Origin of the sequence: Sulfitobacter sediminilitoris (assembly GCF_010667575.1) — a bacterium.
Lineage (GTDB): Bacteria > Pseudomonadota > Alphaproteobacteria > Rhodobacterales > Rhodobacteraceae > Sulfitobacter > Sulfitobacter sediminilitoris.
This window is the reverse complement of the sequence record NZ_JAABNT010000001.1, coordinates 567,886-593,369: the sequence shown is the minus strand read 5'-3', so window position 1 is coordinate 593,369 and position 25,484 is coordinate 567,886. Positions and strand designations below refer to the sequence as shown.

At 60.2% G+C, this 25,484-nt stretch carries 24 protein-coding genes and 1 pseudogene; 18 read left to right on the top strand and 7 right to left on the bottom strand.

What is annotated here, in order from left to right; genetic code table 11:
• A pseudogene (locus GV827_RS02915) lies at positions 1-108 on the top strand (IS5/IS1182 family transposase); the annotation flags it as partial.
• A gap of 91 nt (positions 109-199) precedes the next feature.
• Here the strand turns inward: GV827_RS02915 and GV827_RS02910 are convergent.
• Entirely contained in the window at positions 200-412 is a 213-nt protein-coding gene (locus GV827_RS02910; RefSeq protein ID WP_235930116.1) for a DUF1272 domain-containing protein, read from the bottom strand.
• Positions 413-490: 78 nt separating this feature from the next.
• Here GV827_RS02910 and GV827_RS02905 point away from each other — a divergent pair, with 78 nt between their 5' ends.
• Positions 491-1,480, top strand: a complete 990-nt coding sequence (locus tag GV827_RS02905) for a 4Fe-4S dicluster domain-containing protein (protein ID WP_164352161.1) — start codon at positions 491-493, stop codon at positions 1,478-1,480.
• A gap of 62 nt (positions 1,481-1,542) precedes the next feature.
• Here GV827_RS02905 and GV827_RS02900 read toward each other — a convergent pair whose 3' ends face one another.
• Together GV827_RS02900 and GV827_RS02895 are read right to left on the bottom strand one after the other, a co-directional pair.
• On the bottom strand, positions 1,543-2,319 hold the full coding sequence (locus GV827_RS02900; protein ID WP_164352160.1) for a Bax inhibitor-1/YccA family protein: 777 nt from the start codon (positions 2,317-2,319) through the stop codon (positions 1,543-1,545).
• A gap of 129 nt (positions 2,320-2,448) precedes the next feature.
• On the bottom strand, positions 2,449-2,670 hold the full coding sequence (locus GV827_RS02895) for a DUF1127 domain-containing protein (RefSeq protein ID WP_235930110.1): 222 nt from the start codon (positions 2,668-2,670) through the stop codon (positions 2,449-2,451).
• A 120-nt stretch (positions 2,671-2,790) separates the two neighbouring features.
• Between GV827_RS02895 and GV827_RS02890 the strand changes: the two genes are divergently transcribed.
• The 4 genes from GV827_RS02890 (at position 2,791) to GV827_RS02875 (ending at position 6,742) form a co-directional block, all read left to right on the top strand.
• Positions 2,791-3,666 (top strand): LysR family transcriptional regulator, encoded by an 876-nt coding sequence (locus tag GV827_RS02890; protein WP_164352159.1) that lies wholly within the window; start codon positions 2,791-2,793, stop codon positions 3,664-3,666.
• A 420-nt stretch (positions 3,667-4,086) separates the two neighbouring features.
• The gene (locus GV827_RS02885) at positions 4,087-4,461 is read left to right on the top strand and encodes a helix-turn-helix domain-containing protein (RefSeq protein ID WP_164352158.1); all 375 of its coding nucleotides are present in this window, start codon (positions 4,087-4,089) and stop codon (positions 4,459-4,461) included.
• A gap of 42 nt (positions 4,462-4,503) precedes the next feature.
• Entirely contained in the window at positions 4,504-5,301 is a 798-nt protein-coding gene (gene hisN / locus GV827_RS02880; protein ID WP_164352157.1) for a histidinol-phosphatase, read from the top strand.
• 109 nt (positions 5,302-5,410) lie between these two features.
• Positions 5,411-6,742 carry an 8-oxoguanine deaminase gene (locus GV827_RS02875; protein ID WP_164352156.1) on the top strand — a complete coding sequence of 444 codons (1,332 nt, stop codon included), beginning with the start codon at positions 5,411-5,413 and terminating at the stop codon, positions 6,740-6,742.
• Between the two features lie 164 nt (positions 6,743-6,906).
• On the opposite strand, the gene guaD is transcribed toward GV827_RS02875, so the two are convergent.
• On the bottom strand, positions 6,907-8,229 hold the full coding sequence (gene guaD, locus GV827_RS02870; protein WP_164352155.1) for a guanine deaminase: 1,323 nt from the start codon (positions 8,227-8,229) through the stop codon (positions 6,907-6,909).
• A 205-nt stretch (positions 8,230-8,434) separates the two neighbouring features.
• On the opposite strand from guaD, the gene mgtE reads away from it, so the two are divergent.
• Genes mgtE through GV827_RS02845 form a run of 5 tightly spaced genes read left to right on the top strand, consistent with a single transcriptional unit; the run spans position 8,435 to position 13,990 of the window.
• Positions 8,435-9,838, top strand: coding sequence for a magnesium transporter (mgtE, locus tag GV827_RS02865; RefSeq protein WP_164352154.1), 1,404 nt, complete (start codon positions 8,435-8,437; stop codon positions 9,836-9,838).
• The gene (locus GV827_RS02860) at positions 9,835-10,395 is read left to right on the top strand and encodes a 5-formyltetrahydrofolate cyclo-ligase (RefSeq protein WP_164352153.1); all 561 of its coding nucleotides are present in this window, start codon (positions 9,835-9,837) and stop codon (positions 10,393-10,395) included. The genes mgtE and GV827_RS02860 overlap by 4 nt, the downstream gene beginning before the upstream one ends.
• Positions 10,396-10,452: 57 nt before the next feature.
• Positions 10,453-11,265, top strand: coding sequence for a TIGR00282 family metallophosphoesterase (locus GV827_RS02855; protein ID WP_164352152.1), 813 nt, complete (start codon positions 10,453-10,455; stop codon positions 11,263-11,265).
• On the top strand, positions 11,262-12,179 hold the full coding sequence (locus tag GV827_RS02850; protein WP_164352151.1) for a DMT family transporter: 918 nt from the start codon (positions 11,262-11,264) through the stop codon (positions 12,177-12,179). Before GV827_RS02855 ends, GV827_RS02850 begins: the two co-directional genes overlap by 4 nt.
• Before the next feature lie 35 nt (positions 12,180-12,214).
• Positions 12,215-13,990: an SLC13 family permease gene (locus tag GV827_RS02845; protein WP_164352150.1), complete on the top strand. Its 1,776-nt coding sequence runs from the start codon at positions 12,215-12,217 to the stop codon at positions 13,988-13,990.
• Positions 13,991-14,156: 166 nt separating this feature from the next.
• On the opposite strand, the gene GV827_RS02840 is transcribed toward GV827_RS02845, so the two are convergent.
• On the bottom strand, positions 14,157-15,929 hold the full coding sequence (locus GV827_RS02840; RefSeq protein WP_164352149.1) for an SLC13 family permease: 1,773 nt from the start codon (positions 15,927-15,929) through the stop codon (positions 14,157-14,159).
• Positions 15,930-16,045: 116 nt separating this feature from the next.
• On the opposite strand from GV827_RS02840, the gene GV827_RS02835 reads away from it, so the two are divergent.
• Entirely contained in the window at positions 16,046-16,798 is a 753-nt protein-coding gene (locus tag GV827_RS02835; protein ID WP_164352148.1) for a YebC/PmpR family DNA-binding transcriptional regulator, read from the top strand.
• A gap of 107 nt (positions 16,799-16,905) precedes the next feature.
• Here GV827_RS02835 and GV827_RS02830 read toward each other — a convergent pair whose 3' ends face one another.
• Both GV827_RS02830 and GV827_RS02825 read right to left on the bottom strand, forming a co-directional pair.
• Positions 16,906-17,148, bottom strand: coding sequence for a hypothetical protein (locus GV827_RS02830; RefSeq protein WP_164352147.1), 243 nt, complete (start codon positions 17,146-17,148; stop codon positions 16,906-16,908).
• A 98-nt stretch (positions 17,149-17,246) separates the two neighbouring features.
• Positions 17,247-18,134, bottom strand: coding sequence for a LysR family transcriptional regulator ArgP (locus GV827_RS02825; RefSeq protein ID WP_164352146.1), 888 nt, complete (start codon positions 18,132-18,134; stop codon positions 17,247-17,249).
• 91 nt (positions 18,135-18,225) lie between these two features.
• Between GV827_RS02825 and GV827_RS02820 the strand changes: the two genes are divergently transcribed.
• The 6 genes from GV827_RS02820 to betA all read left to right on the top strand — a co-directional run bounded on the left by GV827_RS02820 (position 18,226) and on the right by betA (position 25,347).
• On the top strand, positions 18,226-18,825 hold the full coding sequence (locus GV827_RS02820; protein ID WP_164352145.1) for a LysE/ArgO family amino acid transporter: 600 nt from the start codon (positions 18,226-18,228) through the stop codon (positions 18,823-18,825).
• 37 nt (positions 18,826-18,862) lie between these two features.
• Positions 18,863-19,765, top strand: a complete 903-nt coding sequence (locus tag GV827_RS02815; RefSeq protein WP_164352144.1) for a DMT family transporter — start codon at positions 18,863-18,865, stop codon at positions 19,763-19,765.
• A gap of 74 nt (positions 19,766-19,839) precedes the next feature.
• A complete protein-coding gene (gene betI, locus GV827_RS02810; protein WP_164352143.1) occupies positions 19,840-20,415 on the top strand; it encodes a choline-binding transcriptional repressor BetI in 576 nt (191 codons plus the stop codon).
• Positions 20,412-21,920 (top strand): choline-sulfatase, encoded by a 1,509-nt coding sequence (gene betC, locus GV827_RS02805; RefSeq protein ID WP_164352142.1) that lies wholly within the window; start codon positions 20,412-20,414, stop codon positions 21,918-21,920. Before betI ends, betC begins: the two co-directional genes overlap by 4 nt.
• Before the next feature lie 51 nt (positions 21,921-21,971).
• A complete protein-coding gene (betB, locus tag GV827_RS02800; protein ID WP_164352141.1) occupies positions 21,972-23,429 on the top strand; it encodes a betaine-aldehyde dehydrogenase in 1,458 nt (485 codons plus the stop codon).
• A 259-nt stretch (positions 23,430-23,688) separates the two neighbouring features.
• Positions 23,689-25,347, top strand: a complete 1,659-nt coding sequence (gene betA, locus GV827_RS02795) for a choline dehydrogenase (RefSeq protein WP_164352140.1) — start codon at positions 23,689-23,691, stop codon at positions 25,345-25,347.
• Positions 25,348-25,484 lie beyond the last annotated feature (137 nt).

The window sequence follows — 25,484 nt, the reverse complement described above, 5'->3', positions numbered from 1 at the left end:
TTCGCAAAGATCAAAGAGTTCAGAGGGATAGCCACAAGATACGACAAAACGGACTGTAGCTACACCGCTTCCTGGAACTTGGCAGCGACCCTCGTCGCATCAAGATGATTGTCCACAGGCCCTAATACGGATCACCGTTGCTCTGGCGGGACGTCCTTGGTGGCGGCCACAAGCGCTTTGATAGTGTCCAGATCGTACTTCAGACGGCGGCGCGTGGTGCCTGGCAACTGATGTTGTCTGCTAACGCCGGGCCTGCGGTCTGTTCCGGGCCGGATCGGACGCGGCAGGAAACTCTTGCGCAATACGGGCAGACATTTTTCAGCACATTATCCACGCGCTCTGCGAAAAAAGTGCATTCATAGATACAGATACGCGCCTCCTTGGCCTCCTGCGGCAGGTCTTTGTCGGACATTTCGCAGTTTGGTCTGAGTTCAAGCATCGGAGTGCCTTCGGTCTTTGTGATATCCCTTGCGTAGCGTAGCCTGGGATCATGGCCCGCAAAAATCCTTACCGCCCATTTGACCCTGATCCTGCCCAGATGGCCCACGTTCCCGCCATCAGTGGGAACACCATCAACGGACTGGGGGAAAGCGCGTTCAGGCGGCCTGACATGGTCTATTGGGCACCGGAGCCAGACGATATCCCCCATGGGGAGATGCAGCGCTATTTCTATATCCAGTCCGCCAAAGAACCTGCCTTTGCCCAAGCCCGCGCGGCGCGCACGGTGGCGACCGATTTTGACTTGCCGCAGGTGGCCGAAACCCCTGCCGCCCTTTCGCAAGAGACATGGGCCGCGGGCCTGAACCAGTTCATAGATCAGGGCCTATGCGACATGGTCGGCGTTGCCGAGATGTCGCCGGACTGGGTCTATTCAGGGCGTCACGTGCCACAAAAGCGCATCGTCATGCTTGGGGTCCAGCATGAGTATGACGAGATCGCCAAAGCGCCCAAGGCAGCTGCGGGGTTAGAGGTTGTCGCTCAATACCAGAGGGCTGCTGTTGCTGCGATGCGTGTTGCGGAATGGATCAGACAGCAAGGCTGGGATGCCCAGCCGCTCACCGGCCCCATGACGGGCGCAGTTGCGATGATCCCGCCCGCGCTCGCCTGTGGCTTTGGAGAGCTAGGCAAACACGGCTCTGTCATCAACCCAGACTTCGGCGCGTCGTTTCGCCTGTCTGCGGTGCTGACGGATGCGCCCTTTGCAGTGACCCCGCAACAGGACCACGGGATCGAAGGGTTTTGCCAGAACTGCCGTATCTGCGAAGATGCCTGCCCGCCTATCGCCATCGCACCGGACAAACAAACCGTCCGAGGCGCTGAGAAATGGTATGTCGATTTCGACAAATGCCTGCCGTTCTTCAACGAAACCCACGGCTGCGCGATCTGTATCACTGTCTGCCCCTGGTCGCGACCGGGTGTCGGCCTGAACCTTGCGGCCAAGCTGGCAGCCCGTGCGGAGCGCCTTGAAGAAGCCGAATAGCGCAGCAAAAAGCCCGCCAGAAAATCTGGCGGGCTTTGCGATTTTTCAGGTGGTAGCGGCGATTACTCGCGCTGACCGAAAAGCTGCAGCAGCATCATGAACATGTTGATAAAGTTCAGATACAGGCTCAGCGCGCCCATAATGGCAGCCTTGCCCAGCCAGTCGCTGTCGCCATGCGCGGCATGTGCCACGTACTCCGACTTGATCCGCTGCGTGTCATAGGCGGTCAGACCGGCAAAGATCAGCACACCGATGGACGAAATCGCAAACATCAACGCGCCGGACTGGAGGAAGATGTTCACGATGGACGCAACGATCAGGCCAATCACGCCCATGATCAGGAATGTGCCCCAACCAGAGATGTCCTTCTTCGTTGTGTAGCCCCAAAGGGACAGGCCCGCGAAGGCGATCGAGGTGATCAGAAAGATCTGCGCAATCGAATATCCGGTGAAGACCAGAAAGATGGAACTGATGGACACACCCATCACCGCCGCAAACAGGTAAAATACTGTTTGAGCTGTCGCTGCCGACATCCGGTTGATCGCGGCACCAAGGCCAAAGACGAACAGCAGGGGCGCAAACATCACAACCCACTTCAGCGGTGACGCATAAAGCGCATACCCGATGCCGGTCAGATATTTGTCAGGGCCGATCTGCGCTGAAGCAGCGGAAGGGTCGGTTGTTACCGCAAGGCCAGAGATGGCCCAGGCTGCGGCAAAAGTGATCAGCATACCCACGGACATGGTGCCGTAGACTTTATTCATGTGGGCGCGTAGGCCCGCATCAATCTCGGCGGCGCGGGCTCCGGCTACGCCCCGGATTGTATTCACGTCAGCCATTAAAAGACCTCCAATTGGCTAATAGGGTTACCTACCAATGCTCTGTTCGCACGGCATTGCGTCAAATATCGGAATTCTATGGTGGGTTTTCAAGGACTCTCCTGCGGTTGGATGCCGCAGAATGTCCTTTTATTTCAACCAATGCGCGGGAACGTCCCAAATTGGGCGACTTGCCTCTGATTTGGCGTTTTTTGCGGCGATGCCGATATCTTCGAGCATATGAGGCTCAAGGCTGTTGAGCTGCTGGCGGCTGCGCCAGACATCCATGGCGGTCATAAGCCAGCCAAACGCCGAAGGACGGGGGCGGTTGCCAGATACGGCGTGCGCGCGGTGCAAAGAGAGATCGGACATGGTTCACCTTCAATTTCTGTGATGTATTTCGTTTTATTATCTTGATGCTTGATATATCGCTGCATTGCGTCAATAATGAAAACGAATGTTTGTGAAATGATACATCACGGAATCTGATATATGAGAAATTTGGACATCACGACGCTCCGCTCTTTTGTGGCTGTAGCGGACTCAGGCGGGGTTACCCGCGCTGCGGGCTTCCTGCATCTGACGCAATCGGCTGTATCGATGCAGCTCAAGCGACTGGAAGAAATGTTGGGGCTGCCGCTTCTTGATCGGTCAGGCCGGACAATCGCGTTGACTGCGTCAGGAGAGCAGCTTTTGGTTTATGCCCGCCGGATGATTGCCCTGAATGATGAGGTCATAACCCGTCTGACTGACCACGCCTTCGAGGGCGAGATCACGCTGGGTGTGCCACATGACGTGGTCTATCCCGCTGTTCCACAAGTACTGAAACAGTTTCACGCCGCATTCCCACGTGTGAAGGTGCAGCTTGAGGCCTCCTATACCCGCACCCTGAAAGAGCAATTCGCCAAAGGGGAATGCGATGTGATCGTCACGACCGAAATCGGGGTGGATCAGGGTGGTGAAACCTTGGCAACCAAGCCGTTGGTTTGGCTTGGCGCGCCCGGTGGTGCGGCGTGGCGCCAGCGCCCCTTGCCATTGGCGTTCTGCCGCTACTGCGTTTTTCGCCCACATATCGTTGCCGCCTTGGACGAAATGGGTATTCCGTGGGAAATGAGTGTCGACACCGAAAGCGACCGTACAATCGAGGCCGCCGTGAGCGCGGATCTGGCTGTGAACGCCATGATCGAAGGCACGCAACCGCCCTACCTGGAAGTGCTTGACCACGGCGGCGCCTTGCCTGCGCTGCCGTTGCAGCAGATCAACCTGTACGGCGCCAAAGATGGAACGGATGAGGTTCGAGACACTCTGGTCGATTTGCTGCGCAACGCATTTTCCGGTGTTCAAACACTTCGCCTGAAGGCTGGATGATTCTTTCGTGACGACTTGCACGAAATCGACCGAGGTCAGGAGAAAATGACCAATCAGTGCATCAGTTCCAAGCGTGCTGAGAAAAAATGCAGCATTTCTCTTTAAGTGTCTTCCACTCATCGTAGAGTGCATATAAATAGAAACAATGCAGGATTGATCTCGGCAGTGCAGGATTTCGACAGGGATTGGGTGCGATCCTAAGGATTAGCGTCACGCAATCCGTTAAGAAATTTGCATTTTTAACCCTGAGATGAGACTTGGTTGTAAGAACATCGTAGAAGGGCGGACTGAAAAAAATTGTTTCTAGTTGCGGCTCTTGTAGAGTGATCCTACGTCAACTAGGCTCTTACTTGCGGGATGCTGAGGGGCGCGTGTAACACCAAATCGTCAAAATTGGCGAGATTAAGGAAAAGAAATAATATGCCTCACCGGGTAGATGTTCATGTCGGACAAAGGATACGACAACGGCGTTGGCTTACCGGCATGACACAGCAGCGTCTTGCTGAGCTTGTTGGAATAAAGTTTCAACAGATCCAGAAATATGAGACGGGCGCCAATCGCGTCAGCGCCTCGCGTTTGTGGGACATTGCCGAGGCCCTTGGCGTGGATGTTTCATTTTTCTTCGAGGGGCTCGAACACGGCGAGGACAGTGTTAAAGACGCGGTCAAGAACGTACCTGACAACCTGATGGGCGACAAAGAAGCAATGGACCTCATCCGTTCTTACTACTCAATTCCCGAAGATCAGCGCCGCCGCTTGTTCGAACTGGCGCGCGTGCTGAGCGACGTAGCCTGAAGAGCTTCAGCGGTTCCTTGCGGAACCGCGCTGCCATAACCAATGTCTGACCAATCTTTTGATCCTGATGTGCGCCGTGTGGCGCACCTGATGGCCGATGCAGCGCGCACGGCCATCTTGCCGTATTTTCGCAGCATGTCCCTTGGCGCGGACAACAAGCTGGACAGCGGATTTGATCCGGTCACCGAGGCAGACCGCGCCGCAGAGCGGGCGATGCGCGATATTCTGGCACGCGAGCGTCCCGATGACGGCATTCTGGGCGAGGAATTCGGCACCAAGGAGGGCACATCGGGCCTGACATGGGTCCTTGACCCGATTGACGGCACCCGCGGCTTTATCAGCGGCACACCGACATGGGGCGTGCTGATTGCACTTTCAGATGAGCGCGGCCCGTTCTACGGCATCATCGACCAACCCTATATCGGCGAACGGTTCGAAGGGGCGCCCGACGGCGCCATACTGCAGGGACCACACGCGCAATCGACACTGGCAACCCTTGCACCACGCGATTTGGCCGAGGCGATTGCCTTTACCACCTTTCCCGAAGTCGGCGATGCAGCAGAACAGGAGGGCTTTCACGCGGTGGCCTCGCAGGCGCGTTTGACGCGCTACGGCATGGATTGCTATGCCTACGCCATGCTTGCCGCCGGACAAATCGACCTCGTGATCGAAGCGGGGCTGGCGGCCTACGACATTCAGGCCCCGATTGCCGTGGTGCAGGCCGCAGGCGGCATCGTGACAGACTGGCAGGGCGGCCCCGCGCACCTTGGCGGTCGCGCCATCGCGGCGGCGAATGTGGAAATCCACGCACAGGCACTTGCGATCCTCAAGAATTATTGACCGCAGACCTGCACACGCGATAGCGTGCTATGACGCAGGCTCTTTCCCCATTTTCCGCCTGCTGGCACCTCCGTGTTCTGAGATGGGCGCAGAAAAAAGGTGCCATAACATGACCGACTACCTGATCCGAAATGCTGATGTTGTTGTCACGATGGATGATGACCGTCGCGAGCTCAGCGGCGCCGACCTGCGGCTGTCGGGCGGCATCATCACCGAGATCGGACATGACCTGCACAGTAATGGCGAAGAGGTGCTTGCAACGGGCTGCGTCGTGACTCCGGGTCTGGTGAACACCCATCACCATCTGTATCAGTCGCTGACCCGCGCGGTACCCGCTGGTCAGGATGCACTGCTGTTCGGTTGGTTACAGACGCTCTACCCGATCTGGGCGCGGATGACGCCCGAGCATTTCCAAGTCTCTGCGCAAATCGGGCTGGCTGAACTGGCGTTGTCGGGCTGCACGCTCAGTTCCGACCATCTGTATCTGTATCCCAACGGCACCCGGCTTGAGGATACCATCCACGCCGCTGCCGAACTGGGCCTTCGCTTTCACCCAACCCGTGGCGCGATGAGCATCGGGCAAAGCGCCGGAGGACTGCCAACAGACGATTTGGTGGAGGATGAGGACGCGATCCTTGCCGATTGTATCCGCGTCGTCGACGCCTTTCACGATGCGGCGGAGGGATCCATGTGCAGGGTCGGTATCGCGCCTTGTTCCCCCTTTTCGGTCAGCACCGACTTGATGCGCGAGGCCGCCCTGCTGGCCCGCGACAAAGGGGTGATGCTGCACACCCATCTGGCCGAGAACCAGGAGGATATTGACTACAGCCTTGCCAATTTCGGCTGCCGACCGGGCCAGTATGCCCAGGACCTCGGCTGGGTCGGCCCGGACGTCTGGCATGCCCATTGCGTCAAGCTGGACGCGTCCGAGATCGCGCTCTTTGCCGAAACCGGCACCGGCGTGGCTCATTGCCCCTGCTCAAATTGCCGCCTCGGCTCTGGCATCGCGCCGCTGCGGGCAATGCGGGATGCGGGCGTGCCGGTTGGCCTTGGCGTGGACGGATCGGCCAGCAACGATACAGGCAATCTGGTGGCAGAGGCACGGATGGCGATGCTGCTGCAACGCGTCGCCCAAGGCGCAGATGCGATGAGCGCGCGCGAGGCGCTGGAGATTGCCACCCGTGGCGGGGCGGACATTCTGGGCCGTCCCGATTGCGGACGGCTCGCGGTGGGCAAACGCGCGGATATCGCAATCTGGGATGTCAGCGGGATAGAGGCCGCAGGCAGCTGGGATGTTGCCGCGCTCTTGCTGGCCGGGCCCCGCACCGTGCGTGACCTTTTCGTCGAAGGTCGTCAGGTGGTGCGTGACGGGCACATCCAGACGATTGATCTGGGGGCGCAGATCGCCCGGCAGAACCAACTGGCGCAAGCGTTGATGTAAGTCGGGTAAGCCCGATTTTGTTAACTTTTCATTTACCGCGGTAGTTGAAGTTCGGCAGGCAAGATTTGAATTAAAAGGATTAATTATTGGTAAATGCCTGTCCCCGCGGGGACAGGTAACGCTCAAGCGGCGACGGCGGGCACCTGTTGTGAATACTGTCTGCCCTAGATGGCGTCCTTTGCTTCGCTCCGTTCACCGGCGCGCTCACCGTTGATCCAGACATCGCGAACGGCCCGGTCATCGCCCATCATGATCGTGGCAAAAACCATCTCCCAATGATCTTTCGCTTCGCCCGCCCGCTGGGCAATGGCCGGGGTCGATGCCAGATCGAGGACCACCAGATCCGCTTCCAACCCCTCGGCCAAAGACCCGATGCGGTCCTCAAGGTGCAGCGTCCGCGCGGAGCCTGCGGTGGCCAGCCACATAAGCTCCGCTGCATGCAGAGGCGTGTCGCGCAACTGCCCGATCTCGTAGGCCGCCGCCATCGTCCGCAGCATCGAAAAGGATGATCCGCCACCGGTGTCCGTGGCCAGCCCAATCGGAATGCCGCGCGCGCGCAGCCCTGCCATGTCGAACAGACCTGATCCGATAAAGGTGTTCGAGGTCGGACAATGCACCAGCGCTGCACCGCATTCGGCGATCCGGTCAATCTCGCGCGGCTCAAGGTGGATGGCGTGACCATAAAGCGCCCGGTCCCCGATCAGCCCATGCGCCTCGTAGGTATCCAGATAATCGCGGGCCTCGGGGTAAAGCGACCGCACCCAGGCTATCTCATCCGTCTGTTCGCTCAGATGGGTCTGCATCAGGCAATCGGGATTCTCTGCCCAAAGTGCGCCGAGCGCGGACAGCTGTTCAGGTGTGGACGTCGGAGAAAACCGCGGCGTGATGGCATAGGTCGCGCGGCCCTTGCCGTGCCAGCGGTCAATCAGCGCCTTGCTGTCGTCATAGGCCGATTGCGCCGTGTCGCGCAGGCCTTCGGGCGCATTGCGGTCCATGCAGGTCTTGCCTGCCACGATGCGCTGGTTGCGCCTCGCCGCCGCCTCGAACAGCGCGTCAACGCTGTGCGGATGGATCGTGCAATAGGATGTGACGGTTGTTGTCCCGTGGGCAAGTGTCAGATCAAGGTAGCGGTCGGCGATGATGCGGGCATAGTCGGGATTTTGCAGCCGCATTTCCTCGGGAAAGGTGTAATCGTTCAGCCAGTCAATCAGGCGCTTGCCCCATGAGGCGATGATGGCGGTCTGGGGATAATGCGCGTGGGCATCGACGAAGCCCGGACAGATCAGGTGATCGGCGCGGTAACTGATGGCTTCTGCTTCGGGGTATCGGTCGAGCAGGATCACTGCCTTATCTACCTTGGCAATCCGGTTACCCTGCAAAAGGACCGCGCCTTCGGTGTCAATCCGCACCACCTCTTGCCAGGGGGCGGTCATTGGATTGCCACTGAAAGTGAGGGTGGGCCCCACAAGGATTTTGTCGTCAGTCATGCTCAGACCCTAGTTCAGTTTCAGCTCAAGGTGTAGACGAAGCAGAAGCAGGATGGCAGTGGCAATGCCGCTGACTTTCTCGACAAATGAGCTAACTGAAATCATACGAAAAAAGCAGCGAATCCGCGCTTGCGGATCGCAGGCTGAGGCCATTGTGTCTTCAGGGGCGCTTGCCTATGGTCGCAAAAAATTGGGGAGATCGCTTATGTCAGATCAAGTTGAAGTCGTTGAGCAGGCCTCCCCGGAAGAGGACAGCGCACAGGCCTATAAGCTGGAGCCGAAAACTGTCGCATCGGTTCTTTACGCTGTTGAGATTGACGACCGCGAGCGCCTGATCGAGTTGATGGAGCCGTTGCACGCGGCGGACATCGCGGACCTTTTGGAACAGATCAACCCGTTTGAACGCACCAAGCTGATCCGGCTTTATGATCGGGAGTTCGACGGTGAAATCCTGTCCGAACTGGACGATTCAATCCGCGAGGAAGTGATCGCCATTCTGACCCCGCAGGTTCTGAGCCAGGCGGTGCGCGAACTCGACAGTGACGATGTCGTCGACCTTATCGAGGATCTTGAGGACACCCAGCAGGAAGTCATCCTTGGCGCGCTTGAAGAATCTGACCGCGCCGCCGTCGAGCAGGCGCTGAGCTGGCCGGAGTATTCCGCCGGACGCCTGATGCAGCGCGAGGTTGTGGCGGCACCTGAACACTGGACCGTGGGGCAGGCCATCGACCATCTGCGCGCGACGCCGGAGGAGGACCTGCCGGATCAATTCTATCACATCGTCATGGTGGACCCGCGCTTTCACCCGGTGGGGAACGTTACGCTCGGCAAGCTCATGCGCTCCAAACGGACCACGCCGCTCAAGGAATTGCTGGAAGACACCTTTCGGATCATTCCAGCCGCGCAGGACGAGGGCGAGGTCGCCTACGCCTTTAACCAGTATCACCTGATTTCGGCCCCTGTGGTGGATGACGAGGGGCGGCTGATCGGTGTGATTACAATTGATGATGCCATGGCCGTTCTTGACGAAGAGCACGAGGAAGACATCCTGCGTCTGGCGGGTGTGGGCGAAGGCTCGCTTTCGGACCGGGTGACGGAAACCACCAAACAGCGCCTTCCGTGGCTGGCCGTGAACCTTGTCACGGCGATTGCGGCGTCGATGGTGATCTCACAGTTTGAAGCCGCGATTGCGCAGATCGTGGCCCTTGCGGTCCTGATGCCCATCGTGGCCTCCATGGGCGGCAATGCGGGCACGCAAAGCCTGACAGTGGCGGTGCGGGCGATTGCGACCAAGGACCTTACCGGCTCGAACGTATGGCGCGTGATCCGGCGCGAATGTCTGGTGGGGCTGATTAATGGTGCGATTTTTGCCGTGGTGATGGGAATTGTCGGTGTGGTCTGGTTCGGGTCCCCGGCGCTGGGCTATGTGATCGCGGTGGCCATGGTGGTGAACATGGTGGTAGCGGGGTTGGCCGGCACCGGCATCCCGATCATTCTGGAGCGTATCGGCGTTGACCCTGCGCTGGCATCCGGTGCGTTTGTGACCACGGTGACAGACGTTGTGGGCTTCTTCGCCTTTCTGGGACTGGCGGCGGTCGTCCTGCTGTGAGCGATCTGGCTGAGGTCAAGGCAGCGGCGCGCAAGGCGGCCTTTGCCCGGCGCAAACCCTTGTTTGAGAAGGCGAATGCCGCGCAGGCGGGATACCTGAGCGAGGTGTTGGCCGGCTATCGCGGTGTGCCGCTGTCGGGGTACATGCCCATCCGGACCGAGATCGACCCAAGACCGGCGATGGCCGAGGCTGCCGCTTATGGGCCGGTTGGCGTGCCGGTGATCGAGGCCGCGGACCAACCGCTGACCTTCGCGCGCTGGACGCCCGAGACGGTGATGGTGCCGGGTGCCTTTGGCGCCGCGATCCCGGCGGAACTTGATCTGTTTGAGCCGGAAATCCTGATCGTACCCTTGCTGGCCTTCAACCGGAAAGGCGGGCGGTTGGGGTATGGTGGCGGTTTCTATGACCGCACCCTTGAGATGCTGCGCGCCAAGCGGTCCACGCTGGCCATCGGCTTTGCCTTTGCCGGACAGGAACAATCAGACCTGCCGCTGGAGGAGACCGATCAGCCGGTTGACCTGATCGTGACAGAGGCGGGAGTCATAGAGGTGCGGTGAGTGCGTGCGCGATAATCGTTCTTGCCTGCGCGGCACTTCCGGCCTACCTGTCGCGCCATGAAAATACTGTTTCTTGGTGACGTCATGGGCCGCGCGGGCAGGCGGGCCATTACCGAAAATCTGCCGCGTCTGCGCGAGAACTGGAAGCTCGACTTCGTCGTTGTGAACGGTGAAAACGCGACCGGTGGCATGGGCCTGTCCGGGGCGCATGCGAAGGTTCTTTTGGATGCGGGGGCTGATTGTCTGACACTGGGTGATCACGCCTTCGATCAAAAGGACATGCTGAGCTACATCGCGCAAGAGCCGCGTATCGTGCGCCCGCTGAATTTCTCCAAAACTGCACCGGGCAAGGGCGCGCAGCTGTTCAAGGCACGCAATGGCAAGAAGGTGCTGGTCACGCAGGCCCTGGGCCAGGTCTTTATGAAACGTCCCTTCGACGATCCGTTTTCGGCCCTCGATACGGTGCTGAAGACGCATCCGCTGGGCGGTCTGGCGCAGGCGATCATCGTGGACATCCATTGCGAGGCCACGTCCGAGAAGATGGCCACCGGACATTGGTGTGACGGGCGGGCAAGCCTTGTCGTCGGCACCCATACCCATGTGCCGACCTCGGACGCGATGATCCTGCCGGGGGGCACCGGGTATCTGACCGATGCGGGCATGTGCGGTGATTATCATTCGGTGATCGGCATGGAAAAGACCGAGCCGATGCGCCGCTTCATTACCGGGATGCCGAAAGAACGGTTCACCCCTGCCAATAACGAGGCGACCCTGTCCGGCGTTTATCTTGAGACCGATGACAAGACGGGTCGGGCCACCCGGATTGTCCCTGTGCGCGAGGGTGGTTTGCTTCGGGCCAGCGCCCCATGACATCGCGCGAGATCGCGTTTTTCACATTCTGTCTGGTGCTGATGGGGGCCGGGTGGGGCGCCACCCAGCCGATGACCAAGATCGCGGTCAGCACTGGCTATGGTCATTTCGGACTGGTGTTCTGGCAATTGGTGATCGGGGCCGCGTTGATGGCGGGCATTTGCGCGGTCCGCAAGCTGCGCCTGCCGCTGAATGGTCGTGCGCTGCGACTTTATCTGATTTTAGCGATGATCGGGACGATCCTGCCCAATTCGCTGTCTTATCAGGCGGCGGTGCACCTGCCGTCGGGCATCATGTCGCTGCTGCTGAGCATGATACCGATGTTTGCGTTCGTCATCGCGCTGATGCTGGGCAACGACAATCTTGTCTGGCGGCGGATCATCGGTTTGGGGTTCGGACTGGTTGGCGTGCTGATGATTATCGCGCCGGCAGTGGATCTGGGACAGCCAATTCCGGGGTTCTGGGCGGGTGTCTATCTGGTCACCGCGCTGTTTTATGCGTTCGAGGGAAACTACATCGCCAAATGGGGCACCGAAGGGTTGGGGCCGTTTCCGGTGATGCTGGGGGCATCGCTGATGGGCGCGCTGGTGATGGCACCTGTGGCGTTTGTGTCGGGCCAGTATATCGCGCCGCAGTGGCCGCTGCCGGTACCGCAGCTTGCGTTGATTTCGGCGTCGGTGGTGCATGTGTTCGTTTATGCCACCTATGTCTGGCTCGCGGGGCGCGCAGGGGCAGTATTCACGGTGCAGGTCAGCTATCTGGTGACCGGTTTTGGTCTGATCTGGGCACGGATCATTCTGGGCGAGGCCTATGCCTCGGCCATCTGGATTGCGCTGGGTGCGATGTTTGTCGGCATGTACTTGGTGCAACCGCGTCCCACGCTTGCAGACGCGCCTGCGATGGGCGAGAATTGACCGCACATACCGCCCTCGCGCCAAGGCTCTGATCCATGGAACTTATCACTCTCTCCCAGACCGGCAGCGCGATCCTTGCGATCTCTGTTGTGGTGGTGATGTTCATCCTGTTCCTGCGCGAATATTTCCCGACCGAGGTTGTGGCCCTGGCCGGCGCGGCGGTTCTGCTGGCTACCGGTGTGCTGCCCTACGAGGACGCACGCTTGGTGCTGTCCAATTCCGCCCCCTGGACCATTGCGGCGATGTTCATCGTGATGGGCGCGCTTGTGCGCACTGGGGCGTTGGATGTGCTGACGCAAATGGCTGAGCGCTACGCGCGGACCAACCCCAGAATGGCCGTGGCGGGCGTCATCCTGTCGGTCATGGGGGCCAGTGCTATCATGAACAACACACCGGTGGTGGTGGTGATGATCCCGGTAGTGGTTCAGCTGAGCAAGACGCTGGGCACAAAGGCGTCCAAGTTGCTGATCCCATTGTCTTATGCCGCGATTATGGGCGGCTCGCTCACCCTGATCGGTACATCGACAAACCTGCTGGTGGACGGCGTGGCGCGCGCGCAGGGGCTGGAGCCCTTCGGAATTTTTGAAATTCTGCCCATCGGCCTTGTCGTTTGTGCCTGGGGGTTGACGTATATGCTGGTTTTTGGACGGCACCTGCTGCCGGATCGTGACAGCATGGCGGCGATGCTGTCCGACCGTTCAAAGATGAAATTCTTTACAGAAGCGGTGATTCCGCCGGAGTCCAACCTGATTGGGCGCGAGGTACTGAACGTACAATTGTTCAAGCGCGAAGGCGTCCGGTTGATCGACGTGATCCGCGGGGATCAGTCGCTGCGCCGGAACCTTGCAGGAGTTGAATTGCAGATCGGGGACCGGGTGGTGCTGCGCACCGAGATGACCGAGCTGCTCAGTCTGCAAAACAACAAGGAACTCAAGCGTGTCGATCAGTTGTCTTCGGTTGAGACGACGACCGTCGAGGTGTTGATCACCCCCGGCTGTCGGATGGTGGGCCGGTCACTGGGGTCGATGCGCCTGCGGCGGCGCTATGGGGTTTATCCACTGGCGGTGCACCGGCGCAATCAGAACATCGGGCGGCAGTTGGACGATCTGATCGTCAAGGTGGGCGACACGTTGCTGCTGGAAGGGGCGGCCGAGGATATCCAGCGGCTGGCGGCGGATATGGAGATGGTTGACGTCAGCCACCCGTCGGCGCGCGCCTACCGTCGGGGTCATGCGCCGATTGCGATTGCGGCGCTTGCCGGCATCGTGATACTTGCCGCTTTCAATGTGGCCCCCATCCTGCTGTTGGCGGTGATTGCTGTTGCGCTGGTGCTGGTCACGGGCTGCATCGATGCCGAAGAGGCGTTTTCTTTTGTGGATGGCCGCTTGCTGGCGTTGATCTTTTCCATGCTGGCCGTTGGGGCGGGCTTGCAGAATTCGGGCGCGATCACGCTGCTGGTGGACGCGATAGCGCCGACGCTGGGCACGCTGCCGCTGACGGTTGTTATTTTCTGCGTTTTCCTGCTGACCACGATCCTGACCGAGATCGTATCGAACAACGCTGTCGCGGTAATCATGACGCCGATTGCGATTTCACTGGCCGCCGCGCTGGGCATGGACCCGCGCCCGCTGGTGGTGGCGGTGATGATCGCCGCCTCCTGCGCCTTTGCCACGCCTATCGGTTATCAGACGAACACGCTGGTTTATGGCCCCGGCGGATATCGCTTCACCGACTTCATGCGCATCGGCATTCCGTTGAATTTCTCAATGTCGATCCTCGCCAGTCTGACCATACCGCTGATCTGGGGGTAGCAGGGCGCGGCGCAACTGCCTCGGGCCGATGTGCAGGTGGCGGGCCTTTTTTGAATTGTATTGGAAAGATGAAGACGGACAGTCCCTTCATCTTTCCAATACAATTCATTTACGACGGTGGCTGCCGTCGCGGCGTTAGACCTGACGCGCGGCTCTTGCGACCCTGCTAAAGGGGCCAGAACACCAGAATGGCGGGGATGGAGACGGCGACCACGATGATCTCCAACGGGAGCCCCATGCGCCAGTAATCCCCGAAGGAATAGCCGCCCGGACCAAGGATCAGGGTGTTATTCTTGTGCCCGATGGGCGTGAGGAAGGCCGACGAGGCGGCAACGGCGACAGCCATCAGGAAAGGATCGGGTGATACGCCCAGAGTTTGCGCCATCTGGATGCCGACCGGGGCGGCGACAATGGTTGTGGCGGTGTTGTTGAGCACGTCCGACAGCGTCATCGTCACCACCATCAGCACGGTCAGGACGATCCATGGGGCGAGCCCGTCGGTCAGGGACACCAGCGCACCTGCAATGAGTTCCGTGCCACCAGAGGTTTCGAGTGCGGCCCCCAGGGGGATCATGGAGCCAAGCAGAACGACCACGGGCCATTCGATGTGGGTGTAGAGTTCCGAGAGGGGCACGATCTTGGCAAGCACATAGGCGATGACAACAAGGCCAAGGGCCACTGGCAGATAGATCAGGCCGATGCTTGCGGCCATCACGGCGGCACCGAAGAGGCCAATGGCGAGCCAGACCTTGGTATTTTCGGTGACAGCCAGCCCGCGATCAGCAAGCGGGAGAACGCCAAGCCAGTCGGTCACATCAGCGGCGGTGTCACGCGGGACCAGCAACAACAGGATATCACCTGCCTCAAGCGTGGTCGTGCGCAGGTGATCGGTGATTTTGCGGCCCCGGCGCGAGATGCCAAGCAGGATGGTGCGTCGCCGCCATGCAAGGCCGACCGATTGGGTGGTGCGACCGTTCAGGCGCGATTCTTCCGGCACTACGACCTCAATGATTTCAACACCTTCACCGCCTGCTTTCAGCTGCTCTTCGCGCTGGCTGTCGGCCAGCGCCAGATCCAGTGTGCTGCGGAATTCGTCAAGCGCGTCCGGCGTTGCCTCAAGCACCAGCGCATCCCCTGAATGAAGGGAGACATTGCGCGCCTGACCGTAGCGGCGTTTGCCATCCCGGATCAGGCCAAGGATCGCCACGTCTGCGGTATCGGCCACCGGGATCAGTTCAGCGAGCCTTTTGCCGATATGCTTGCTGCCTTCGGGCACGACCAGTTCGGCAATATATTGAGAGATGTCTTCGGGGCTGATGATTGCATCGTCGCGTGCCGGGATCAGCCGCCAGCCAATCAGGGCCACAAAGATCAGACCGGCGATGGCCGCGACCCCGCCGACAGGGGCAAAATCGAACATGCGAAAAGGTTCGCCCAAGGATTCCTGCCGGATCGAGGCGATGATGATGTTGGGCGGTGTGCCGATCAGCGTGACCATGCCGCCAAGGATGGTGGCAAAGCTGAGCGGCATCAGGCTGAGGCCGGGACCACGTCCCGCCTTGCGTGCGGTCTGAATGTCGACGGGCATCAGAAGCGCAAGGGCCGCCACGTTGTTCATGAAGGCTGACAGGATGCCACCCACGGCCCCCATCAGTGCGATATGCGCGCCAAGGGATCGCGACGCATCGACCAGCGTCCGGGTGATCAGCAGCACAGCGCCCGAGCGCACCAGACCGGCCGAGACCACGAGCACCAGCGCCACGACAAGGGTGGCGGGGTGTCCAAACCCGCTGAACGCATCCTTGGATGGCACGACCCCCAGCACGACGCCGACCATGAGCGCGGAAAAGGCCACGATATCATAGCGGAACCGGCCCCAAAGAAGCAGGCCAAAGACAGCCCCGAAGAGGGCAAACAGGATAATTTGATCGGTGCTCATGCCTGCACCATGTTGGGATTGGCAAGACAGGGCAAGGGGAGAATGCCAGCGGCTTGTCGGCCAAGCAGTGCTGCCCTATAGAGGCGCGAACGTAGATACGCAGATGAGGTTCACCAATGGCCGGCCACTCCAAATGGGCAAATATCCAGCACCGCAAGGGGCGTCAGGACAAGATCCGCGCGAAGCTGTTTTCCAAGTTCAGCAAGGAAATCACTGTTGCGGCCAAAATGGGCGACCCCGACCCGGACAAGAACCCGCGTCTGCGCCTTGCAGTGAAGGAAGCCAAGGCGGCCTCGATGCCCAAGGACAACATCGAACGGGCGATCAAGAAGTCCATCGCGGGTGAGGGGGATGATTACGAAGAGATCCGCTATGAGGGCTATGGCCCGAATGGCGTGGCGGTGATTGTCGAGACGATGACCGACAACCGCAACCGCACCGCGTCGACCGTGCGGTCGACCTTTACCAAAAACGGCGGCAATCTGGGTGAGACCGGCAGCGTTGGCTTCATGTTCGACCGTAAGGGTGAAGTGACCTATCCGGCGGAAGTGGGTGACGCCGACACGGTGATGATGGCAGCGATTGAAGCCGGGGCCGAAGACGTGGAAAGCTCCGAAGAGGGGCACGTGATCTGGTGTGCGGATACCGATCTGAATGATGTGGCGACGGCGCTTGAGGCGGAGCTGGGTGAATCTGAGTCGACCAAACTGGTCTGGAAGCCGACCACAACGACAGAGATGGACCTTGAGGGCATGAAAAAGCTGATGAAGCTGGTTGATGCGCTGGAAGACGACGACGATGTGCAGCGCGTTACGACCAACTTTGAAGCCTCTGACGAGGTCATGGCACAATTGGACGAAGAGGGCTGACGGCAGGCCTGCCAACCGACGCTGAGAGACCCGATAGCACCGATTAAAAAAGCCGTCCCGGAGAGGGACGGCTTTTATTTTGGTGACCCGGTAGGAGGGGGACTGGATCAGCCGAAAATGCGCGCCATACCAAACCAGCGCGACCGGACGCAGCGCCTGCCGTTCTGGTCAACCGGTTTTTGCTGCGCAAGCGTTGCAAGGACGCGCTTGGTGTCGTTCAGACGGTCGCGCGCGGCGCGGCCTCCCGCGCTGGCCTGCACATGGAGGATCTTGGATTGCGTATGCAATGCGGCCTCGATTACCGCGAAATCTTCTTTGCTGACTTCCAGCGTTTGACAAGTGTCGGCCATGTTCTTTTCCTTGCGTGTTCCTACCCATGTAGGAAGCGTAAAAGGGTTACGCCAGATGCGATCGACCGGATCACTTATATGTGTGAATTTGTGGGAGATTATCCGCCGATAGGGTGGAGATGTTTTTTCCCGTTCCGCACTATCGCATCTGTCAGCGGTGTCAATGCGCCTGCCATTGCACGCGTGACCTGCCAATAAAGCGGGACATCCATAGGTTCGTTTGCATCAAGGGCGATCAGCTGGCCCTGGGCCAGATGTTCCCGGACAAGGCTTTCAGGGTTCATGCCCCACGCCAGCCCCATCAGCGTTGCATCCACAAAGGCGTGGGTGGAGGGCATTTGATGGCTTGGTGGATGAAGAGCCTGGCCAGTCTTTTGCATGATCCAGCGGGACTGAAGCCGATCCTTAAGTGTGAAGGTCAGCATTGGTGCCTTGGCAAGGCTCTCTGCCGTGACGCCGTTTGAAAAGTGTCGCTGCATGAAATCAGGGCTGGCGGTGGCCACATAGCGCTGCGCGCCAAGGGGGTGCAGATCACAGCCCGGTACCGTGCGATCATGTCCGGTGACCGCCGCGCTGACCGCGCCACGCTTAAGCCAGTCATCGGCAGTGTCCTGATCGTCGATGCGCAAATCATACAGCATCTCCGGTGCATCGGCGAAAGCCGGGATCAGCCATGTCGCCAGACTGTCGGCGGGCACCGCAAGCGTCAGCCGGGCAGGGGCCGCACCAGACCGGGCGATATCGCCCAATGCCTGTGCTTCCAGCAGGGCCACGTCTTCGGCGTGTTTGGCCAGTCGGGCGCCGAGCGGGGTTGGTTGGCAGGGCTGGCTGCGCAAGACCAGCGTCGCGCCGACCTGTTCTTCGAGCGCCTTTAGACGTTGCGAGATGGCGGAAGGGGTCACGTGCAACGCACCGGCCGCCGCGTCGAAACTGCCCAGTCGCAGGATCGAAGATAGTGCCGCGAGATGAGTGGGGTCTATCTGCATTAAATATCCTAATGTTGGATAATCATCTTTAATTTGCGTAATGTTGCCAGTGCGCTTAGTCAAACGCTGATCTTGGTTTGGACTTTTTGCGATGCTTTCTTCTTTTCTACCGGGCTTCTTGCTGAGCCTCACGCTGATCCTTGCCATTGGGGCGCAGAACGCCTTTGTGCTGCGTCAGGGGTTGCGGCGCGAGCATGTGTTCTGGGTTTGCCTGACCTGTGGGTTGTCTGATGCAATCCTGATTGCTGCGGGTGTCGCGGGATTCGGCGCACTGGCAAAGGCGGTGCCATGGTTCGAGACGGTGATGCGTTATGGTGGGGCCGCGTTTCTGATCTGGTATGGTTGGCTGAATGCGCGATCAGCATGGCGCGGGGGTGCGGTGTTGGACACGGGCGGTGCAGCCACCCAAAGCCTGTCAAAGGCGATCTTGACCCTGTTGGCGCTGACGTGGCTGAACCCGCATGTCTATTTGGACACGGTTGTTTTGATCGGGTCGATTTCCGCCCAGTATCCGGACCGGCTGGCCTTTGGCGCGGGGGCTGTGCTGGCCAGCGTGGTGTTCTTTTTCACGCTGGGGTTCGGGGCGCGTCTGGTCACGCCGTTTTTTGCCAAACCGGTCAGTTGGCAGGTTCTTGACGGGATCATCGCGCTTACGATGTGGGGCATTGCTGCAAAACTTTTGATGACGTGATCTTGCCCTTCGGCGGTGCTGCGCTCACTAAAGAGGCATGGACATTTCTGCGCCCTCCCGCCCGCTTGTGGGTATCTTCTGGATGTTCGTCACGGGTGTGTGTTTCATCATGGTGACGGCGCTGGTTAAATACATGGGGCCGCGCCTGCCCGCGGCCGAGGCGGCATTTCTACGGTATTCCCTTGGTCTGGTCTTTTTGCTGCCGTCGCTTGGCGCGCTGCGTGCGGCGCATATCACGCGGCGGCAGTGGTCCATGTTTGGATTGCGGGGCTTCTGTCATGCGCTGGGCGTGATCCTTTGGTTCTTTGCCATGACGCGCATTCCGATCGCGGAAGTGACGGCGATGAACTATCTCGCACCTATCTACGTGACCATCGGCGCGGCGATATTCCTGGGCGAAAAGCTGGCGCTGAGGCGTATCGTGGCGGTGATGATGGGGCTTGCCGGGGCCGCGATTATCCTGCGTCCCGGATTCCGGGAGGTCAGCATGGGCCATCTGGCGATGCTGGTCGCGGCAGTTGTTTTTGCCGGATCCTACCTTTTGGCCAAGGTGCTGGCGGATGAGATCAAGCCGGGCGTCGTCGTCGGAATGCTGTCGGTCTTTGTCACGATTGGTCTGGCGCCATTTGCCCTGCCGGTCTGGATCATGCCGACGTGGCAGGAGGTCGGAATCCTTTTTACCGTGGCGATTTTCGCGACCTCGGGACATTACACGATGACGCTGGCCTTTGCCGCGGCCCCGGTGACGGTGACGCAACCGGTGACCTTCCTGCAGCTTGTCTGGGCCACGGCACTTGGTGCAATAGCGTTCGCCGAACCGGTGGACATCTGGGTGATCATCGGCGGTTTCGTGATCCTGAGTTCGGTAACCTTCATCACCTGGCGGGAAGCGACGCTGAAACGCCAGATCACACCGGTGTCGAACGCGACGAAACTGTGATCATTTTTATTGATTGACGCGTCAATAAAGAGCGAACTACCCTGCCTCGGTAACCGCTCAAGGACCGAATCCCCATGCCCAAGGTTGGAATGGAACCCATCCGCCGCTCAGCGCTGGTGCAGGCCACCATTGCCGAGATCGGGGCGGCGCATTCGCTGGATGTGACCGTGGGTCAGATCGCCAAGCGCGCTGGCATGTCCACGGCGCTGGCGCATCACTATTTTGGGGGCAAGGACCAGATATTTCTGGCTGCCATGCGCCATATCCTTGGCGAGTACGGGGCCGAGGTGCGCGCCCGGCTGGCCGAAGCACGCAGCCCGCGAGACCGTGCGGCGGCGATCATCATCGCCAGCTTTGACGAGACCTGTTTCGCGCCTGCCACGGTCAACGCCTGGATGACGCTTTATGCCGCCGCCCCGACGAATGCCGAGACGGGCCGATTGCTGCGGCTTTACCAGCGGCGGCTGCGGTCAAACCTGACCCATGCGTTGCGCCCGATCAGCAAGAACGCCGAGGCGGATGCCGAAACGCTGGCCGCGCTGATCGACGGGCTCTACCTGCGGGCCGCACTGTCCGAGCGCGGCACTGCGTCGGCGGCACGGGCAAGTGCGCTTTCCACCCTTCACCTGTTGTTGGAAGCCGCGCGATGACCAAACCGAATATCCTGATCCTGATGGTGGATCAGCTGAACGGCACACTCTTTCCCGATGGTCCGGCGGATTGGTTGCATGCGCCCAACCTGAAGGCGCTGGCGGAACGGTCGACCCGGTTTGCAAATTGCTACACCGCGTCGCCGCTCTGCGCGCCGGGGCGGGCGGCATTCATGTCGGGCCAGTTGCCATCGGCGACGGGGGTCTACGACAACGCAGCCGAGTTCTGCTCGTCGATCCCGACCTACGCGCATCACCTGCGGCGGGCGGGGTACCATACCTGCTTGTCAGGCAAGATGCATTTTGTCGGGCCTGACCAGTTGCACGGGTTCGAGGAACGCCTGACCACGGATATCTATCCGGCGGATTTCGGCTGGACACCGGATTATCGCAAGCCCGGCGAGCGCATCGACTGGTGGTATCACAACATGGGGTCGGTGACAGGCGCAGGGGTGGCCGAGACGTCGAACCAGATGGAATACGACGACGAGGTCGCCTACAACGCCACGCGCAAGATATACGATCTGTCACGGGGGGCGGGCGCCCGGCCATGGTCCCTGACGGTCAGCTTTACCCATCCGCATGATCCCTATGTGGCGCGCAAGAAGTACTGGGATCTGTACGAGGACTGCGAGCATCTGCTGCCGGAGATACCTGCCATGGCGTACGAGGATCACGATCCGCATTCCAAGCGTATCTTCGATGCCAACGACTGGCGCAGTTTCGACATCACCGAAGACCACATTCGCCGGTCGCGGCGGGCCTATTTTGCCAACATCAGCTATCTTGATGACAAGATCGGTGAGATCTTGCAGACGCTTGAGGACACGCGGCAGGAGGCGATCATCCTCTTCGTGTCGGACCACGGGGATATGCTGGGAGAGCGTGGACTGTGGTTCAAGATGTCGTTCTTCGACGGCTCCTCCCGTGTGCCCATGATGATTGCGGCGCCGCAGATGGAGGCGGGGCTGCAAACGACACCGGTCAGCAATATCGATGTCTGCCCGACCCTGTGTGATCTGGCCGGGGTCAGCATGGATGAGGTCACCCCCTGGACGACGGGGCAATCGCTGGTGCCGATGGGGCAGGGGCGGGAGCGCACGGAGCCTGTCGCCATGGAATACGCGGCCGAGGCCTCCTTTGCGCCGATGGTATCGCTGCGCTATGGCAAGTGGAAATACAATCGCTGCGCCCTGGATCCCGACCAGCTTTTCGATCTGGAGGCGGACCCGCACGAGTTGACCAACCTGGCAGACCATCCCGACCATCGGGGCACGGTAACGTCCCTGCGCGCCAAATCGGAGGCGCGATGGGACTTGGCGGCCTATGACGCGGATGTGCGCAAGTCGCAGGCCCGTCGATGGCTGGTCTACGAAGCCCTGCGCGAGGGGGGCTATTACCCCTGGGATTACCAACCGCTGCGCAAGGCATCCGAACAATACATGCGCAATCACATGGACCTGAACGTGCTGGAGGAAAGCAAACGCTTTCCGCGCGGGGAGTGAGACCCCGCTTCATCTTTCCAATACAATTCCCGCCGGAGGCATAAAAACCAAATGAGCTACGACACCCAACCCGCCGCCAGCCATTTCATCGATGGTGCCTACGTAGAGGACACCGATGGCACGCCCTTCGAGGTGATCTATCCCGCCACGGGAGAGACCATCGCCACCCTGCACGCCGCCACGCCGGCGATCATCGACCGCGCCCTGACGGCCGCCAAGCGCGCTCAGAAAAGCTGGGCGGCGATGACCGGTACGGAACGCGGGCGCGTTCTGCGCCGGGCGGCGGACATGATGCGAGAGCGCAATCACGATCTGAGCGTGCTTGAGACATGGGACACCGGTAAACCCTATCAGGAAACCTCTGTCGTCGATGCGACCTCGGGTGCGGATGCGCTGGAATACTTCGGTGGCATGGCCGCCACGCTGACCGGCGAACATATCCAGCTGGGCGAGAACTGGGTCTATACGCGGCGCGAACCTCTTGGGGTTTGCGTGGGGATTGGTGCGTGGAATTACCCCACGCAGATCGCCTGCTGGAAGGGCGCTCCGGCGCTTGCCTGTGGCAATGCGATGATCTTCAAACCTTCGGAAACGACACCGCTTTGTGCGTTGAAAGTTGCGGAAATCCTGCATGAGGCGGGGTTGCCTGCCGGGCTTTACAACGTAGTGCAGGGCATGGGCGATGTGGGATCCGCGCTGGTCACGGATCCGCGTGTCGACAAGGTGTCGCTGACGGGATCGGTGCCGACGGGGCGCAAGGTCTATGCTGCCGCTGCTGAAGGCATCAAGCACGTAACGATGGAACTGGGGGGCAAGTCACCTTTGATCCTCTTCGAGGACGCGGACATCGAAAACGCCGTTGGCGGTGCGATCCTCGGCAATTTCTACAGCTCTGGTCAGGTGTGCTCCAACGGGACGCGGGTGTTCGTGCATCGTGACATCAAGGAGATTTTCCTAGAGCGGTTGAGCGAGCGGTTGGGCAACGCGGTTATCGGCGATCCGATGGACCCCGAGACCAGCTTTGGCCCGATGGTGTCCGAGCGGCAGATGAATATCGTGCTGGGCTACATCGAGAAGGGGAAGGCGGAAGGTGCGCGGCTGGTGACCGGGGGCAGGCGGCTGGACCGCGAGGGCTATTACCTGGAGCCCACCGTCTTTGCCGATGTGACCGATGACATGGTGATCGCGCGCGAGGAGATCTTCGGCCCGGTGATGGCGGTGCTGGATTTCGAGGACGAGGCCGAGGTCATGGCGCGGGCCAATGATACCGAATTCGGTCTGGCGGCGGGGGTCTTTACGCGCGATCTGGCGCGCGGGCACCGCGTGGCGGCCGGGTTCGAGGCGGGCACCTGTTACATCAACACCTATAACGATGCGCCGGTGGAGGCCCCTTTTGGCGGGTCGAAGAATTCCGGTGTCGGGCGCGAGAATTCCAAGGCGGCGATCGAACATTACAGCCAGCTGAAGTCGGTGTTCGTGCGTATGGACGATGTCGAGGCGCCCTTTTGAGAGGGGCGTGATCCAAAGGGGCGCTGACGCGCACAACATGTCTGGTGCCGGATGAGAGGTGAGCCCCAAGGAGTTGTACCAGCTGGGGTTTTGAGGGTTTGGGGCATTTGCTGAGAGGTGCTTGAGGCCACAGTCTGTGGCTCAAGACACCGCGTCAATTTTGGGATGCGATTCCCCGCCGCGTCAAGGACAGGCCGGGCAAGCCCGGTGCGCCAAGGCGCATCCTTGACCCGGCGCGGAATCACGAAGGACAGGTGAGATGAAGGCGGAATTTATCATTGTCGGGGCAGGCAGCGCGGGCTGTGCGATGGCTTACCGGCTGGCGCAGGCGGGCCGCAAGGTGATCGTGATCGAACATGGCGGCACGGACGCGGGACCTTTCATCCAGATGCCCGCGGCGTTGAGCTATCCGATGAACATGCGGATGTATGACTGGGGCTACAAGTCCGAGCCGGAGCCGCATCTGGGCGGGCGCAGGCTGGCCTGTCCGCGGGGCAAGGTCATCGGAGGGTCGTCCTCGATCAACGGGATGGTCTATGTGCGCGGGCACGCGATGGATTTCGATCATTGGGACGAACAGGGCGCACGGGGGTGGGCCTACGCCGATGTCCTTCCGTACTTCAAACGGATGGAGAGCTGGCACGACAGCGGTCATGGCGGCGATTCGTCCTGGCGCGGCAGCGACGGGCCGCTGCATGTCAGCCGTGGGCCACGGGCCAATCCGCTCTACCGGGCCTTTGTCGAGGCGGGACGGCAGGCGGGATATCAGGTCACCGATGATTACAACGGGGAAAAGCAGGAAGGCTTTGGCCCGATGGAGCAGACCGTCTGGCAAGGGCGGCGCTGGTCCGCGGCGAATGCCTATCTGCGGCCCGCGCAGAGGACGGGAAATGTTCAGATCGTGCGGGCCTTTGCGCAGCGGGTCGTGATATCGGAGGGGCGGGCGACCGGGGTCGAGGTCTTGCGCAAGGGGCGGCGCGAGGTGATCGAGGCGGAGCGGGAGGTGGTGCTCGCGGCATCCTCGATCAATTCGCCCAAGCTCCTGATGCTGTCGGGCATCGGGCCCGGTGCCCATTTGGCGGAACATGGGATCGAGATTGTCGCAGATCGCCCCGGTGTGGGCGCGAACCTGCAGGACCATCTGGAGATGTACATTCAGATGGCGGCGTCGCAGCCGATCACGCTTTACAAGCATTGGAACCTGCTGTCGAAGGCGGCAATCGGGGCGCAGTGGCTGTTTCTCAAGCGCGGGATGGGTGCGTCAAACCAGTTTGAGAGTGCCGGTTTTATTCGGTCAAAGGCAGGCATTCCTTACCCTGACATCCAATTTCATTTTCTGCCGCTTGCGGTGCGCTACGACGGACAGGCGGCGGCGGAGGGGCATGGTTTTCAGGCGCATACCGGACCGATGCGGTCGCGATCACGCGGGGCGGTGACGCTACGGTCAGCCAACCCGGCGGATGATCCGGTGATCCGGTTCAATTACATGTCGCATCCGGAGGATTGGGACGAGTTCCGCACCTGTATCCGGCTGACACGGGAGATTTTTGCGCAAGATGCATTCCAGCCTTTCGTGAAGCACGAGATCCAGCCCGGGGAGGCCTTTCAGACCGACGCGGAACTGGATGACGCTATTCGTGAGCACGCAGAAAGCGCCTATCATCCCTGTGGTACCTGCCGGATGGGCAGGGCGGATGACCGCAACGCTGTAGTCGATCCCGAAGCGCGTGTGATCGGCGTAGAGGGGCTCCGCGTGGCGGACAGTTCGATCTTTCCGCGCATCACCAATGGTAACCTGAATGCGCCGTCAATCATGGTGGGAGAGAAGGTCTCGGATCATCTGCTTGGGCTTGATCCATTGGCAAGGGCGAACGATGAACCTTGGGTGCATCCAGAGTGGAAAACGTCACAGCGGTGAGCTTTGTTAACGGTTCTTGACGAAGGCGGTTGATCGGGGCGCTTTCACCGTCCAGATTAATCAAATGTTAAGAATCTGCGCGAGCGTTGTCCTTGGTCTGATCTGGGGATCAGTCGCTTTCGCGGCTGACGTTGCGG